Raw genomic sequence first — 15463 nt, 5'->3', positions numbered from 1 at the left:
TGAGATGACGCAAATTTCAGCGTCTCATGTCACCTCACCTTTTCCCCTCGCGTCACGACGTTTCAAGCCTTTCACCCACTTGTGTCAGGCAGTCAGCGAGCATATAGCAAATGCGCTGGCTTCAATGAAGGCTGAAAGCATTTTGCCACGCCTTATCACTCTTTGGAAAAATAGTCAAGGGAAAGAGTACTATTCAGCAATCTCAAAGATCCAAAGCTTTTTCAAATACTACAACTATGCAATTGCCCATGGCACCATTTCCCAAGGCCCAATTGTCTCCCTATACGTTTCCTCCGCCCCCGCTGATGAAACCCTGCAAACCCAACTAGTCAACCACCTCACCCTGCTCGAACGCCAGGGCGTTATCACTAGCTGGAGCAGCCACCAAATTCTCCCTGGCGACGATCGCACCCAAACCATCCAACAACAGCTCAACACCGCCGACATCATTCTGCTGCTGATCAGTCCCGACGCGATCGCCGACGACACCTGTTACCACCTCGAAATTCAGCGAGCCATAGAGCGGCACCAATCCGGCGAGGCCCGCGTCATCCCCATATTGATACGCCCCGTAGACTGGCAGGGTGCTCCCTTCGGCCAGCTCGATGTACTGCCCAAAAATCACCAGCCAATCACCACCTGGCCAAATCAAGACGAAGCTTTTCAGGAGATTGCCGCTGGCATCCGCGAAATTGCACTTGAATTGAGACGCAATGCCTCAACCACAGGCTAACCAGCCGACCCCATCCCTAAGGAGATCCCTGAATGAGCTTCTCAGACTCTCGCAGTGACACCGTGCCAGTACAGCTACCCAACGGCGCAATCGTCAAATTTGAAGTCACCCAGACCGGGCGAGAAGACGTCAGCTTTGACCCCAAGCAGTTTCAGCCCGTCGCCGATGCAATCGAGGGAGTCGTGCAAATGATTGCCACCCCCATTCATAAAGCCAGACCAAAAAAAGCGACCGTAAAATTTGGCATGGAGCTGGCCATTGAGTCTGGGCAACTGACAGCTGTAATCGTCAAAGGCTCCGGCAAAGCCAACTTGGAAATCACCCTGGAATGGGAGCGATCGGACAAGATTGAGTCCTAAACCCGCCAGAGACCGGGCTGCTGCAAGTTTGATCATGATGGCAGGCATCGCCAAACCTCCTGACTGCGTTCGCCTAACCCTTCTTTCCGGTGGCTTCTCTCGCTTCTAAAGCCTCCCTCAAGAGCATTTCAACCACGAACGTAAACGATCTCTGCTCTCTGTCTGCGATCGCCTGAATGGCATCCCTCATCGGGTCTGGCAGGTAAATGCTGGTCTGGCGCTTCTGGGTAGTCATAACCGCTCTATCTAGCTCTAGAGCAAGCCTAGGTGAAGCGTTGCAATTAAGGGTAATCTACTCTAGATTAGAGTAGATTAAGCTAATATGGATAAGCATATCCGCTAGTTCAAGCTACCTCAGCCTTGTTGAGCGGCCAGGCTGACCTTCGCCAGCACCCAGGAGGTGCCCTCCCTATGGCTCAACCTTTCCCACGCCAGCGATCGCGCCAGCTTCAGGTCATTCATCGAGCCCTTGGGTACGCCTTCAACCCTGGCCACTTACACCTCTCGCCAACCACTGATCTGCCCGTCGCCTTCCCCCAAGTCAAAGCGCCCCGCTTTCACTACGGCGATCGCCTCCGCTGGGTCCCCCACGGCAACGCAACCGATTGGGGCCTGGTTATTGGCCAGTTCTACAGCTACGCTCCCCACAGCCGTCGCTGGCAGTGGTGCTACCTGATCTGGCTCGATCTTGCTTCCCCCAGTGCCACCTGGGTCAGGGCCGATATTGCCTGGGAAGGCGACCTCGAAGCCCTTGATGAGGAGCCTATCCGATGAATCCTCGCCCCCTTTCTCCCCACGAGCAGCATCTGCTTGACCGATACACCTACTGCCAGCTGGGCATGACGCCCCAGCGGTTTTACGCCAAGTGGCAAGTGAGCCAAGAAGACATGGCTGCGATTTGCTCCCGGTCGGTTTCGACGGTGCGGGGCTGGTTCCGTAAGGGTCGTAGCTATCGTCGCCCCACCCCTGTAGACCTACGCCATCTAGCCCTGATGGATTTTTTGCTCGACAACTTTGACCAGATTCCGGCAGACCTGCGGCAGGCCCTGTGCTCCACTGAGTCCAGAGACGATCACACCTAACCCAAAATTGTCAATATCACCGTGCTCTGTTTTGGCGAATCTCCCCTGGCTAGGGTGGCATCAACTGCACCACATTGCTTCATCGGGGAGGACAGTCACATGAGCCAAGGGCACCGAATTATGGCCGATATCAAACGTATCCGGGCGGCGCTGGCAATGCCAGGGCAGGGCTCGTATCGCCTGCAAAAGCTGCCTCGGCAGGCCGTTTGGCTAGTTCACTGTAGAAACAGCAAAACCTACCGGCTGACCTTCCAGCCCGCGCCGATCAACGCCTGGACGCTGCATCCTCCAGATCGAGAGGCCTCTGAACTGTTGGGCAAGATTGAGCAGGCACTGAAGCCCAGCGCTGCCAGTGCCGAAGAGAGGGCGCAGTCTTGCCTAAGGGGTGCTGTCAGCGAGCAAGAGATTTACCCTTTGGAGAGCCAGCAGTACTCTTCATCTGCGGCCTACGAGGTGGAAGCGCCTACGGCCTACAACCAGCTGCTCCACCCCTGGTGCGTTGTTCAACTCCTCCCCTACATGCAGCGGCGCACCGTAGCCCGGTTTCGGCGGCGCAATGATGCTGATGCCCATTTGAAAGCCCTGCGGCGGCTGAGTCCCTCAGCTCAGTACACTGTCATATTTGATCCAGCTCCATCCATCCCCTGCTTCACTCCCGAAGGGCACGGGGAGGTGTTTGCCTGAGGGAATAGAAAAGCACTATGCCGTTCTCAACCCTATATGAATGGCTTAGGCTTAGATAGTGAGAGTGGGAATCGCCGCTTCTTGCCCCATTTGTAGAATGTCTTTCGCCATTGTTTGAGAGGCCACATTCGCGATCGCCTGCCAGTCTTCTGTCGTGAACATCTGAGCAAGCATAGCGATCGCTTCAGCCTGAATCACCTTCTGTTCTTTGGGTAACGCCTGCTCTCCCTCTGCCAACAGCATCTCAATCCAGGCCGTTTGTTCGGGGGTGAGATGCCTCAGGTGACCATATAAGCATTTTTGCGCCTCCATGTAGACAGCCTCTAGACTCCGCCCAAGCTGCCACGACTCCAACCACCCCTTCAACTCCGGTAACAAGATGGATAGAACGCGCACATACCACCGCTGCCGCTTTAGAGCTTCCGGCGAAGCATCCTTGAGCAACTCCACATACGGCTGTAGACCCAGACCAGCCTCAACCGTCCCTTCCTCACTGGCGTGATCAGCATCTGCTTCCCGAACCCAAGCCTCGTCATTGAGCAAGTCCATTAAGTTGCCCGTTTTTCTCAGTTGCTCAGCTAGGATTGCATCATTCATAAACGATTCTCTGAGTTAGAGCATTAAAGCGCCGTACTCGAAGTATACCAACCCGTCTTTGTCCGGGTCGGGGCCATAGTCCGGCATATTGTAACGCCGATAAAAAGCTTCAGCGCCCGGTAGCGCATGGAGACCGACGCGCCCACCGTAACCTAACTCCACACTGCGCTGACGGGCAAAGAGTACGAGTGCCCGTCCGACCCCAATCAGGTAAGGAGGATCTTCGAGTAAGCGGCGGTTCCACGGCGCAGAGGCTAAGTATTCGACATAGACCAGAGGAAACCGTTGCGGCAACCAGGAACGGTGCCATTGCGTTTCGAGCAAGATGACGCCTTGAAGAAGCGCCTCAAACTCGATGCCGTAGGCCTCATAGCGATCGTCATTGACGGCCAGCCGTAACTTATAGGCCCAGTCCCAACTGGCGTCTGGCTGCTGTGTCTCCCGCAGAATGCCTGCCCAGATGCCATCGATTTGTCCGACCTGTTCCTGGGTTAGCAAGCCGATTGTCACTGTGACAATGTCGTTTGGCGGTTTGGTTAATCGAAGGGAACGGGGCATAGGCATCACCTCGGAATGCCCTAAAGGTTACCAAGGCCTGCTCCTAATTCCATCATTTGGGAAGCGAGATAACCTTTACCCATGGCTCATTTTAGTGGGGGAACCAAGCTGAAAAGACCGCATCAAATGCAAGCCATGGATCCAATCAAGCAAGAGAATTGTCCTCAAGGTCTGTCTGCCAGCGGTGAGTTTCTAGCCAGCATTGAGCAATTTTGGATCGAAAATGGATCGAAGGCTTTTTTGCAAAGCCTAAAACCTTTTAGCAGAATAGGCTTTAGACTCCAGATATCTACCATCGCACCGCAGAGGTCAGGAGTTCGAATCTCCTATTCTCCATCGTTATCTGGAATTAGCTCAGCTGGTAGAGCGCTGCGTTGGCGCAGCCTGGCCCGGCCAATCGCACCGCAGAGGTCAGGAGTTTCCCCTTCGGGAACGCTGAGCGTTCGTGCTAGCGTTGCAGAGCAAAACGAATCTCCTATTCTCCATGCTCTCAAACCTATACAGCTCAAGGGTTGTATCGCCCATCAACAAGGTGATTCAGGGCATTTCGATAAATCGGGCGCTGGTGCGCTCAGAGGAGATGCTTTGAGCCCCTCTCAGGCAAGGGATTTTCTGGGTCAATAGGGGGCGAGAGCAGAGCCCTGCGGCGATCGCTGGGGTCGTCCATTGCTTTAATTTCCAGGGCAGCCTTACCCAATTAGGGATGATCTGCTGGACATCCAAGACGCGCTGCAAGCCCGTCCGAGAGGCGCATTTTGAGGCTCACGATGATTTGGGGGCCAATGGCCGGAAAGGGATACCCGGCTTGGGCCTAAACCACCCGTCGCCGATCTTGAGACCCGCCGACTTGCACGGCAACCTCCAGATCTGGTTGCCGACCATCGAGTCGTTCACTCGGCTTTAGCTTGCGAACTGAGCAGGATTTAGTATCAGTCACCAGAGATTAGATATGATTTTCTAATGAGAGGGTTTGGGAATTGACATTTTACAAATCATCTTGATCGGCGGAGTATTGACTTAAGTTCATTTAGATCTCGCCGAGGATAGAGAAACTCCATGGTTGCAGTCACGGATTTACGTCAACCCTCCTCTCCTGTCGGACGGCTCACCCTGCAAACCGCGACCATTGCTCCTGATGCAACGGTCTTGCGCTGTCTGGATTGGGATCGCGATCGCTTCGACATCGAATTTGAGCTGCAAAACGGCACTACCTACAACTCCTTTCTCATTCGAGGGGAGAAGACCGCGCTGATCGACACTACCCACGGCAAATTCAGCGATCTGTATTTAGCTGAACTCCAGGCTTTGGTGGCGCTCGATCAGATTGATTACTTGATCGTCAACCATACCGAACCCGACCACAGCGGGCTGATTGGGGATTTGCTGGCCCTGGCCCCCCACATGACCGTGGTGGCCTCCAAGGTGGCGATTCAATTTTTGCAGAACCAGCTGCACCGCCCCTTTGACGCTCAGATGGTAAAAAGCGGCGATCGCCTCGACTTGGGCCAGGGCCACGACCTGCACTTTGTCTCGGCCCCCAACCTGCACTGGCCCGATACCATGCTTACCTACGATGCGGGGACCCAAGTGCTGTATACCTGCGATGTGTTTGGGATGCACTACTGCGACGACACCCTCTACGATGAAACTCCGGCTTTGCTGGAGCCAGATTTTCAGCTCTACTACGACTGTCTCATGGGGCCGAATGCCCGATCGGTGCTGGCCGCGCTCAAACGCATTGAGCCCTTGGCGATCAGCCAGATTGCCACCGGGCACGGCCCCCTACTCCGCCATCACTTAGACGACTGGCGGGAGCGCTATCGCACCTGGAGCAGCGCCCAGGCCCAGGCCGAGCCCTTTGTGGCGATCTTCTATGCCGGAGACTATGGCTTTAGCGATCGCATTGTCCAGAGTTTGGGCCAGGGCCTGCTCAAAACCGGCACCGCCGTAGAGCTGGTAGATTTGCTCGACACCGATAGTCATACAGTGCGAGAAACGGTGATCACCGCCGCTGGGCTGATCGTAGGGATGCCGCCCCAGGCAGATAGCACCACCCTCAACCCCATGCTCAGTACCATTTTGGCCACCGCCAACCCAAAGCAAGCCATTGGCCTATTTGAAACCGGCGGCGGCCAAGATGAACCCATCTTTCCCCTGCGCAACCGATTTCAAGAACTGGGGCTAAACGTCGCCTTTGAGCCAATTTTGATCAAAGCTGCCCCCACTGAGGCCACCGATAAAGCCTGCGAAGAAGCGGGCACCGATCTGGGCCAGTGGGTAAACCGCGATGGCTCTCTAAAGCCGAGTCAACCCCTTGATGCTGGGCTCGATCAGGCCCTGGGTCGCCTCAGCACCGGGCTCTATATTGTCACTGCCCAAAAGGGCGATGTCAGCAGCGCCATGCTGGCATCCTGGGTGATTCAGGCGAGCTTTCAGCCCCTCGGCCTGGCCATTGCGGTGGCAAAAGATCGGGCCATTGAGTCGTTGCTGCACCACGGCGATCGCGTTGTGCTCAATGTGCTTGAAGACGGTAACGAACAGCGCCTGATGAAGCATTTTCTCAAGCGGTTTCCCCCCGGCAGCGATCGCTTTGACGGGGTTGCGACCTACGTAGCCCAGAACGGTGCCCTCATTTTGGCTGAGTCTCTAGCCTATCTGGAATGCACCGTCACCCATCGGCTAGAGGCCGGCGATCACTGGATTATTTACTGCACCAGCGAAGCTGGACGGGTCGCTAAGCCCGACGGGTTGACGGCGGTACACCACCGCAAAGCCAGCAACCACTACTGATACGAAATCCTGTCTATATCCCCCCGATTCCTCGGGGCATCGCACTGCAATGTCCCTAGCAGGTCCCGGTTTCGAATCGGGGTTTTGTGATTCGGATTTGGTATGACCTCACCATCCCACCATCTACGAGGCAATTCCTATGCAAACTCCCCCCTCTTCCTCCCGCTGGGTCACGTGGCTAAACGGCAACTATGTGGTGCGTCTGCTAGAGCTGGTTCAAGACCTGATTGTGATTTCGCTCTGCATTGGGCTGTTCAGCTTCATGGTGATGCAGCTGCGGGAGATGTTTCTCTCGCTACTGCCGCCGCTCAATTTCCCTGAGGTGACCGCCGACATTCTCTTTTTGCTGATCTTGGTGGAGCTGTTTCGGCTGCTGATCATCTATTTGCAGGAGCATCGGGTTTCGATTGGGGTGGCGGTCGAGGTGTCGATCGTGTCGGTGCTGCGAGAAATCATTGTGCGCGGCGTGCTCGATACCCCCTGGACCCAGGTGCTGGCCAGCTGCTCATTCTTAGTCGTGCTGGGGGGGTTGCTGGTGGTGCGGGCCTGGATTCCACCTACTTTCGACGGTATTGACCCAGAACAGGAGGTGTCGCGCCGTCACCGCCTGCGCTTTGCCCACGATATTGCCGAGCTGGGGACGGTTAAGCCACCGCTTGACTGATCGGCCTCGCTGTCCCGGCCAAATCCGCCGTTGCCCCAACAACCTCTACCTAGGCTTTTCCCATGACTTTAACTACCCCCTCAACCTCTCTTCCTATCACCTTTCGGCCTCGCGATGTGCAGGTTGCAACCATTGGCCCCCAGTCGCTGGTGCTGCGATCGCGCACCTGGGAGCGGCTCAAGTTTGAGGTGGAATATAGCCGCCAGCGGGGCACCACCGCCAACGCCTACCTGATTCAGGCCGATAAAATCGCTCTGATCGACCCCCCGGGCGAATCCTTTACCGACCTCTTTTTGACGGAACTCCAGCACCAGGTGACGCTGGCGCAGATCGATTACATTGTCACCAGCCACGTCAACGCCAACCGACTGGCGACCCTGACCCGGCTTCTGGATCTGGCCCCCCAGGCCCAGATGGTCTGTTCGAGGGCAGGGGCCAACACCCTCAAGCTCGCGCTGGGCGATCGCGCCCACCGGCTTTACCCGGTGCGCTCTGGCGACACCCTGGATCTGGGCCAGGGCCATGTGCTGGATTTTGTCGGCGTGCCCACGCCCCGCTGGCCCGACGGGCTGTGCACCTACGACCCCGCCAGCCAGATTCTCTATAGCGATAAGTTGTTTGGGGCTCACCGCTGTGACGATGCCCTGTGGGATGAGCAGTGGCGGCAGCTGGAGGGCGATCGCCGCTACTACTTCGACTGCCTGCACAGCCCCCAGGCCAAACAGGTAGAAACGGCCCTGGATCTGATTGAGCCTTTGCCCCTTAAAGCCCTGGCCCCTGGCCACGGCCCCCTGGTGCGCTACAGCCTCAGCCGGTTCCAGCAAGACTATCGCCAGTGGTGCCAGCAGCAGGCCCAGCGCCCCCTGCGGGTGGCGCTGCTCTATGCGTCGGCCTACGGCAATACGGCGCGGATGGCCGATGCGATCGCCCAAGCTCTCAACGCCGCCCAAATAGCCGTAGAAGCAATTAACTGTGAGCGGATCGATCCCCAGGCCTTAACCGATACCCTGAGCCAATGCGACGGCTTTATTATTGGCTCTCCCACCCTGGGGGGCCATGCCCCGGTGCAAATTCAAACCGCCCTGGGCTCAATTTTGGCAAATGTTCCCAAAACCAAGCTGGTAGGGGTGTTTGGCTCCTACGGCTGGAGCGGCGAAGCGATCGATCTGCTCGAGCAAAAGTTAAAAGATGCCAACTACTCCTTTGGATTTGAGCCGCTGCGAGTGCGCTTTAGCCCCGATGCCGATGCCTTGGCCGCCTGTGCCGCTGCTGCCGCCCAATTTGCCCAAACCCTGACTAAACGCCAAAAGCAGCAGGGGGCTCGACCAGCCCTCGCCCACGCTCAAACCGACCGCACGGCCCAGGCCATGGGGCATATTGTCGGTTCTCTCTGCGTTGTCACTGTCCAAAACCAGGGCCGTCACACAGGGCTACTCACCGCTGGCGTGGCCCAGGCCAGCTTTAGCCCCCCCGGCCTGATGCTGACCCTGCCTGGGGCGGCCCCTGAAACCACTCAGTTCCGCCCCGGCAGCGGCTTCGTGCTGAATATTCTCAAGGAGGGGCGGGCGGTGCGCCGCCATTTCTCGGCCCAGGGCTACTCTACCGCCGCCTTTGACCACCTGCCCTTTGAGGCCGCCCCCAACGGCGGCGCCATTCTCACCGATGCCCTTGCCTACGTAGAATGCACCGTGGTCGAACGGTCTCCCGTGGGCGACCAGGTGCTGATCTACGCCACGGTGCAGCGGGGTGAGCTGTTTGACAACAGCGGCATGCCTGCCGTTCAGCACCGCCCAGCGGCCCATTGCGTCTGACTAACCGCTAATTCTCCTAACCTTGCCCCTCTCTATGAATAAACTCCACCACACAACCCAGGAAGGCTGGGCGGTCCATGTCTATAGCCGCGATCGCCGCCTGCTCTACACCCTCGAACCCTCCCACGGCTGGATGTTTATGGCTGGCCTTGCCCTCGGTCTTACCCTGGGAATCATCGGCTATAACCTGCCCCGCAGCCCTGCCACAGCGGCCCCTCCAGACCCTAATCCCGACATTGTGGCCCCGCTGCAAATCGATTGATCTCGCACGGGCTGCCCCAGATTAGCGACCCCATCGCGGTAGATATCTCACCTGGGCAAAGGCCAAAGGCTCCGTGGCGCAGTCAAGCCATCGGAGTATTTAGTCACCGCTGCATCAGTTTTTCCCACCCTCCACTGCCGAGCCATGAATGGTAAGAAAACCTGATGATAGATAACAAAAAGCTATATATATGGCCTATTGATATTTACTGAAATTATCAATAGGCTAAAGACAGTTCACTAAACCTCAGGAAATCATCCACCATGAGTTTCACCACCACCCTCTCTACCCCCAACCTCATCTCCCAGCCCACCCTGACAGCTCGGTTGCAGGTAGCTCTTGAGCATGCCCGTCGCCTGACTGATCTATACGGCACCACCCATAAAGACGTTGCGATCGCCTGGGAAACCGTCGAAGAACTCTCGACCGCCCACCGCCGCCAGCTAGACCACCAGCCGACAGCCTTTAGCCAGTACTGCATGGCCAACCCCAACGCCCCTGAGTGCCGCATCTACGAAAGTTAAGAGCAGCGATCGAGCGCGTTAACCCTCTCACTCAAGGCCTGGGCGGAAACTGCGGTTTCCGCCTTTTTTGTGTTTGCAGGACTGGGGGTGCGATCGCCCTCCACAGCCGGTCACATTAATTGAAACTATTCCAGAATCTCTATCAAATAAGCCCAGCTTATTCTTTGCATTGAGAATTGCAGTCGAATTTTGTGGTTTTTAGGGATCTACGGCCAGAGAAAAGAGTATAGACTCAGTGGCATGGAGCAAAAGCCTAGGATTTACTTTTATAAATCTTAGGCGATCGGTAGCCCCGCTACGGGAACGCCCGAATTTGCTACCCCAAGGGGTGAGTCGTCTGGCCCTAGGCGATCGCTCCCGAGTCTTTTAACCACTGTTCATGTCGTGCACAGCGCCCCTAGTCGGAGGCGTTGAAAGGAGTTTCTATGTCCAATCTCGATCGTGTTACCCGTCGTAAGTTTCTGGCCACTGCTGGGGTATCGGCAGCAGGGGCGGTATTTCTAAAAAGCTGTGCCGGCAACCCTCCTTCCGCCACCGCCCCCACGGCAACAACAGCATCGACCGCTGCCCCCGGCCCCGTAGCCGCAGGCGACAGCCCCGAAACCCCTACCGTAAAACTGGGCTACATTCCCATCGTCGAGTCAGCGGCAATCATTATTGCCCAGGAAAAGGGCTTCTTTGCCAAGTACGGCATGACCGGGGTCGAAGTCTCCAAGCAGGCCAACTGGGCCTCGGCCCGCGACAACGTCACCATTGGCTCTGCGGGCGGCGGCATCGACGGCGGCCAGTGGCAAATGCCCATGCCCCACCTGATCAGCGAAGGCATCATCACCAACGGCCAGAAGGTGCCCATGTACGTACTGGCTCAGCTCAACACCCAGGGCAACGGTATCGCCATCTCCGGCATCCACGCTGGCAAAGGCTTAGGGGTAGACCTATCGGGAGCCGCTGACTACATCAAAGGGTTTCCCAGCAGCCAGGGCCGCAAGTTCAAGGCGGCCCACACCTTCCCCAACGTCAACCAAGACTTTTGGATTCGCTACTGGTTTGCCGCAGGCGGCATCGACCCCGACACCGACATCGACCTGCTGGCGGTGCCCCCCGCCGAGACCGTGCAGGGTATGCGCAACGGCACCATGGATGCCTTTAGCACCGGCGACCCCTGGCCTTACCGCATTGTGGCCGACGACATTGGCTTTATGGCGGGCCTCACCCACCAGATGTGGGCCTACCACCCCGAAGAATACCTAGCCCTGCGAGCTGACTGGGTCGATGCCAACCCCAAGGCCACCAAGGCCCTGCTGAAGGGGCTAATGGAAGCCCAGCAGTGGTGCGATGACCCGGCTAACCGGGCCGAGTTGGTGACCATCACCTCTGGCCGCAACTACTTCAACATTCCGCCAGAAATCCTCAAAGCCCCCTACGACGGCAAGTACACTATGGGCGACAACAAAGCCAACGTGGACGACTTCAACGCTGGCCCCCTCTACTGGAAAGACCCCAAGGGTAGCGTCTCTTACCCCTATAAGAGCCACGACCTCTGGTTTCTCACCGAGAGCATGCGCTGGGGCTTCCACAAAGACCAGCTCACCGATTTTGATGTGGCCCGCCGCATTGTCGATGCCGTCAACCGCGAAGACCTCTGGCGCGAAGCCGCCACTGAAGCGGGCTTTACCGCCGATATTCCCGCCGATACGTCGCGCGGCATCGAGACATTCTTTGACGGCATCAAGTTTGACCCTGCGAACCCCGAGGCATACCTCAGCAGCCTTCAGATTAAGCGGGTCTAGGAAGCAAGGGTGAAGGCTAAAAAGTTTTGAAGGCTCAGCGTTTAGTTTTGAGTTTTTATTGCATCAAAAACTCAAAATTCAAAACTTTCTTACCTTTTTGAGCACAGTTAATCCAACCCTTTTCTTCCTCTAGCACTGGTTCAGAGAGAGATGACCAAAGGCAGAAAAATGGGGCCTCCATCGCCAACAGCAGCCCTATTCACCTCTGTCTGGGTGTCTGAACCAGCCTGCCTCGGCCAGTCTCCCCAAAGAAAGGCCGAGGCAGGTTTCCTCATCCCCCTCAGCAGCAGCGCCTTATCCCCGCCCGCAGGGCCGGGTGGGTTGAGAGAGTGGGCTAACCCATCCCTACCCCTCCCAGGAGGGGATTGTACTGACTAATTTTTGCTGAATTGTTCGCTCCGCTTCCATCTAAAAATTTCAAAATCCAACGAGGTATCGCAACTATGGTTACTCAGGCACCTTCTCGGATACAGGCGCGTCCTAACCCGGTTCTTTCGTCGGTTCAACAGTTTTGGCAAAAGCGCGCGGGCGACTTGATTCCCCCAATCATTGGTATTGCGGTGTTTTTAACGATCTGGCAACTGGTGTCATGGTCTGGGTTGACTCGACTGCCAGGCCCCCTCAGCCTGTGGACCGACACCCGCACCCGCGAGCTGTTGCTCTACCCGTTTTACGACCTGGGGGGGTTAGATAAAGGCCTGTTTTGGCAAACCTGGGCCAGTTTGGGTCGGGTGGCTCAGGGCTATACCGCCGCCGCTGTAGTGGGTATTTCGGTCGGGGTTTTGGTAGGCACTAGCCCCTGGCTAAATAAGGCCACTTACCCAATCTTTCAGTTTTTGCGGATGGTTGCGCCGCTGGCCTGGGTGCCGATCGCCCTGGTGGCCCTGCAACAAAACCAGCCCGCCGCCATCTTCGTAATTTTCATCACCGCTGTTTGGCCAATTTTGATCAACACCATTGAGGGCGTCAAGCAAATTCCTGAAGACTACAACAATGTAGCCAAAGTGCTGCAACTGTCGCGCAAAGACTATTACTTCAACATTTTGTTTCCGTCAGCGCTGCCTTACATTTTTACCGGGTTACGGATTGCGATCGGGCTGGCTTGGCTAGCGATTATTGCGGCAGAAATTGTGATGTCGGGGATTGTGGGGATTGGCTTCTTTATCTGGGATGCCTACCAGCAGAACTACATCAGCGAGATCATTTTGGCGGTGTTCTACATCGGCTTTGTGGGGCTTTTATTGGATCGCCTGATCGCCCTCTTGCAAATGAAGATCGCCCCCACCCGCAAGTAGCCGCTTCCCCTCCTGGGAGGGGTGCCCGGAGGGCGGGGTGGGTTCCAGAGACTCGGTAGACCCACCCCTCCCCCTCCCAGGAGGGGATTTGATTTAGCCAATTTGGGTGGTGGGCGGTGCCCACCCTACGAATAACCCACCCCTACCCCTCCCAGGAGGGGATTTACGACATTTATCACAACGATCGCAAGGAGGAAACCATGAGCTTATTGGTGGCGGTGGATCAGGTAGATAAGGTATTTTCCCTGGCTGATGGCGGTGAGTATATTGCTTTAAAAGGAATTGATCTAACGATTAAAACAGGCGAGTTTGTCTCGTTTATTGGCCACTCGGGTTGTGGCAAGTCTACGCTTTTAAACATGATTGCTGGCCTTTCGCTGCCCAGCTCGGGAGTGCTTACCCTGGAGGGCAAAAAGATTACCGAGCCGGGGCCAGACCGGATGGTGGTGTTCCAAAACTATTCGCTGCTACCCTGGCGCAGCGTGCGCGACAACATCGCCCTGGCGGTGAACAGCGTCTGTGGAGATTTGCCCAAGGGCGATCGCCGCGCCATTGTCGAAGAGCACATCAACCTGGTCGGGTTGCAGGCTGCCGCCGACAAGTGGCCAGACCAGCTTTCTGGCGGCATGAAGCAGCGGGTGGCGATTGCCCGCGCCCTGGCCATTCGCCCCAAGCTGCTGCTGCTCGATGAACCCTTTGGGGCGCTGGACGCGCTGACCCGGGGCAATCTGCAAACTCAGCTCATGCGCATCTGCGATGAAAACAACGTCACCGCCGTGATGGTGACCCACGATGTGGATGAGGCGGTGCTGCTGAGCGATCGCATCGTCATGCTCACCAACGGCCCCGGTGCCGAAATCGGCAACATTCTCGACGTCGATATTCCCCGCCCCCGCCAGCGCATGGAGGTGGTGGAGCACCCCAGCTACTACAGCCTGCGCAGCGAGATCATCTACTTCCTCAACCAGCAAAAGCGGATTAAGAAGCTGCGGGCCAGAAAAACCACCGCCGTCGCCCGTCACGGCCTGGAAAAGGTGAATTTGGACATCGGCTTTGTGCCCTTGACCGCCTGCGCCCCGGTGGCGATCGCCAAGGAAAAAGGCTTCTTTGCCAAGCACGGCCTGGATGAAGTGAATTTGGTGCGCGAAACCAGCTGGCGCGGCATTGTTGACGGCATCGCGGGCGGGTATCTGGATGCCGCCCAAATGCCCTCGGGCATGCCTCTGTGGTTTTCCCTCGGCGGCCACAACAATCGGCCCCTGCCCGTGGTCAGCGCCCTGACCATGACCCGCAACGGCAACGCCATCACCCTATCGCGCCGTTTTTACGAGCAGGGCGTTAACAGCCTAGAGAGCTTTCGCGACATGCTGCACCGCACCCCTGACACCCAACACCGCATGGGCATGGTGCACCCCTCGTCGATGCACAACCTGCTGCTGCGCTACTGGCTGGCGGCTGGCGGCATCGACCCCGATCGCGACCTGGCCCTGCAAACCATCCCCCCCGCTCAGATGGTGGTGGATCTGAAAAACAATGCGATCGACGGCTTCTGCGTTGGCGAACCCTGGAACCTGCGCGCCGCCATGGACGAGGTGGGCTTTACCATCGCCACCGATCGCGAAATCTACGACGGCCACCCCGGCAAGGTGCTGGGCGTGCGCGAAGACTGGGCCAGCGCCTACCCCAACACCCACATCGCCCTCACCAAGGCCCTGCTCGACGCCTGCCGCTACTGCGCCGACCCCGAAAACGAGCTAGAGATTCGTCAGATTCTCTCCCAACGCCCCTACCTGGGCACCCCGATCGAATACATCCATCTGGGCAACCCCACCACCAAGGTCTGCACCCTCGACCAACCCAGGCGCGAGTACGCCCACCACCTGTTCTTTGGCGACGGGGCCAACCGGCCCAGCCGCACCGAACACCTCTGGCACATGACCCAGCTGGCCCGCTGGGGCGACGTGCCCTTTCCTCGCAACTGGCTCGAAATTCTCGAACGCATTGTGCGGGTCAATGTCTACAGCACCGCCGCCCGCGAACTGGGCCTGCTCGACACTAAGTACACTCGTGGCAGCATTCACCTATTCGACGGCACCGACTTCGACGCCGAAGACCCGATCGGCTACCTGAATAGCCTCGCCATCAAGCGCGACATCACCATCGCCGAGGTGGTGCTGGATGAACGGGTCGCAGCCCTGGCAGCGTAGCCGATAGGCCAAATCCCCTCCTGGGAGGGGTAGGGGTGGGTCAGCCCAGTCTTTGCAACCCATCCCGCCCTTTTCTACGAAACGCTTCGCGAACGGGCACCCCTCCC

General features: G+C 57.3%; 15 protein-coding genes and 1 tRNA gene. 14 read left to right on the top strand and 2 right to left on the bottom strand.

Annotated features, from left to right (window positions below):
• The first annotated feature begins 124 nt into the window (after window positions 1-124).
• The 5 genes from AC0QKW_RS08615 (at window position 125) to AC0QKW_RS08595 (ending at window position 2858) form a co-directional block, all read left to right on the top strand.
• Window positions 125-733 (top strand): toll/interleukin-1 receptor domain-containing protein, encoded by a 609-nt coding sequence (locus AC0QKW_RS08615; protein ID WP_473150647.1) that lies wholly within the window; start codon window positions 125-127, stop codon window positions 731-733.
• 32 nt (window positions 734-765) lie between these two features.
• The gene (locus AC0QKW_RS08610; RefSeq protein ID WP_473150646.1) at window positions 766-1092 is read left to right on the top strand and encodes a CU044_2847 family protein; all 327 of its coding nucleotides are present in this window, start codon (window positions 766-768) and stop codon (window positions 1090-1092) included.
• 411 nt (window positions 1093-1503) lie between these two features.
• Window positions 1504-1866 carry a hypothetical protein gene (locus tag AC0QKW_RS08605; protein ID WP_473150645.1) on the top strand — a complete coding sequence of 121 codons (363 nt, stop codon included), beginning with the start codon at window positions 1504-1506 and terminating at the stop codon, window positions 1864-1866.
• On the top strand, window positions 1863-2174 hold the full coding sequence (locus tag AC0QKW_RS08600) for a helix-turn-helix domain-containing protein (RefSeq protein WP_473150644.1): 312 nt from the start codon (window positions 1863-1865) through the stop codon (window positions 2172-2174). The genes AC0QKW_RS08605 and AC0QKW_RS08600 overlap by 4 nt, the downstream gene beginning before the upstream one ends.
• Window positions 2175-2273: 99 nt before the next feature.
• A complete protein-coding gene (locus AC0QKW_RS08595; RefSeq protein WP_473150643.1) occupies window positions 2274-2858 on the top strand; it encodes a hypothetical protein in 585 nt (194 codons plus the stop codon).
• A 51-nt stretch (window positions 2859-2909) separates the two neighbouring features.
• Here the strand turns inward: AC0QKW_RS08595 and AC0QKW_RS08590 are convergent, their stop codons facing one another.
• Together AC0QKW_RS08590 and AC0QKW_RS08585 are read right to left on the bottom strand one after the other, a co-directional pair.
• The gene (locus tag AC0QKW_RS08590) at window positions 2910-3455 is read right to left on the bottom strand and encodes a hypothetical protein (protein ID WP_473150642.1); all 546 of its coding nucleotides are present in this window, start codon (window positions 3453-3455) and stop codon (window positions 2910-2912) included.
• A gap of 15 nt (window positions 3456-3470) precedes the next feature.
• A complete protein-coding gene (locus AC0QKW_RS08585; RefSeq protein WP_473150641.1) occupies window positions 3471-4013 on the bottom strand; it encodes a hypothetical protein in 543 nt (180 codons plus the stop codon).
• A 345-nt stretch (window positions 4014-4358) separates the two neighbouring features.
• On the opposite strand from AC0QKW_RS08585, the gene AC0QKW_RS08580 reads away from it, so the two are divergent.
• From AC0QKW_RS08580 to AC0QKW_RS08540, 9 genes are all read left to right on the top strand, one after another.
• A tRNA-OTHER gene (locus AC0QKW_RS08580) sits at window positions 4359-4498 on the top strand.
• Window positions 4499-5069: 571 nt separating this feature from the next.
• Complete coding sequence (locus AC0QKW_RS08575; RefSeq protein WP_473150640.1) at window positions 5070-6803, top strand: diflavin flavoprotein; 1734 nt, start codon at window positions 5070-5072, stop codon at window positions 6801-6803.
• Between the two features lie 139 nt (window positions 6804-6942).
• Window positions 6943-7467: a phosphate-starvation-inducible PsiE family protein gene (locus AC0QKW_RS08570; RefSeq protein WP_473150639.1), complete on the top strand. Its 525-nt coding sequence runs from the start codon at window positions 6943-6945 to the stop codon at window positions 7465-7467.
• Between the two features lie 62 nt (window positions 7468-7529).
• Window positions 7530-9278, top strand: coding sequence for a diflavin flavoprotein (locus tag AC0QKW_RS08565; RefSeq protein ID WP_473150638.1), 1749 nt, complete (start codon window positions 7530-7532; stop codon window positions 9276-9278).
• A 34-nt stretch (window positions 9279-9312) separates the two neighbouring features.
• Window positions 9313-9540 carry a hypothetical protein gene (locus tag AC0QKW_RS08560; RefSeq protein ID WP_473150637.1) on the top strand — a complete coding sequence of 76 codons (228 nt, stop codon included), beginning with the start codon at window positions 9313-9315 and terminating at the stop codon, window positions 9538-9540.
• 263 nt (window positions 9541-9803) lie between these two features.
• Window positions 9804-10064, top strand: a complete 261-nt coding sequence (locus AC0QKW_RS08555; RefSeq protein ID WP_473150636.1) for a CP12 domain-containing protein — start codon at window positions 9804-9806, stop codon at window positions 10062-10064.
• Between the two features lie 425 nt (window positions 10065-10489).
• Window positions 10490-11854 (top strand): CmpA/NrtA family ABC transporter substrate-binding protein, encoded by a 1365-nt coding sequence (locus tag AC0QKW_RS08550; RefSeq protein ID WP_473150635.1) that lies wholly within the window; start codon window positions 10490-10492, stop codon window positions 11852-11854.
• A gap of 434 nt (window positions 11855-12288) precedes the next feature.
• Window positions 12289-13149, top strand: a complete 861-nt coding sequence (ntrB, locus tag AC0QKW_RS08545; RefSeq protein WP_473150652.1) for a nitrate ABC transporter permease — start codon at window positions 12289-12291, stop codon at window positions 13147-13149.
• A 200-nt stretch (window positions 13150-13349) separates the two neighbouring features.
• Window positions 13350-15356 (top strand): ABC transporter ATP-binding/substrate-binding protein, encoded by a 2007-nt coding sequence (locus AC0QKW_RS08540; protein ID WP_473150634.1) that lies wholly within the window; start codon window positions 13350-13352, stop codon window positions 15354-15356.
• Window positions 15357-15463 lie beyond the last annotated feature (107 nt).

Source organism: Pseudanabaena sp. PCC 9330, from assembly GCF_055795045.1.
This window is presented reverse-complemented; position numbering and strand designations above follow the sequence as displayed.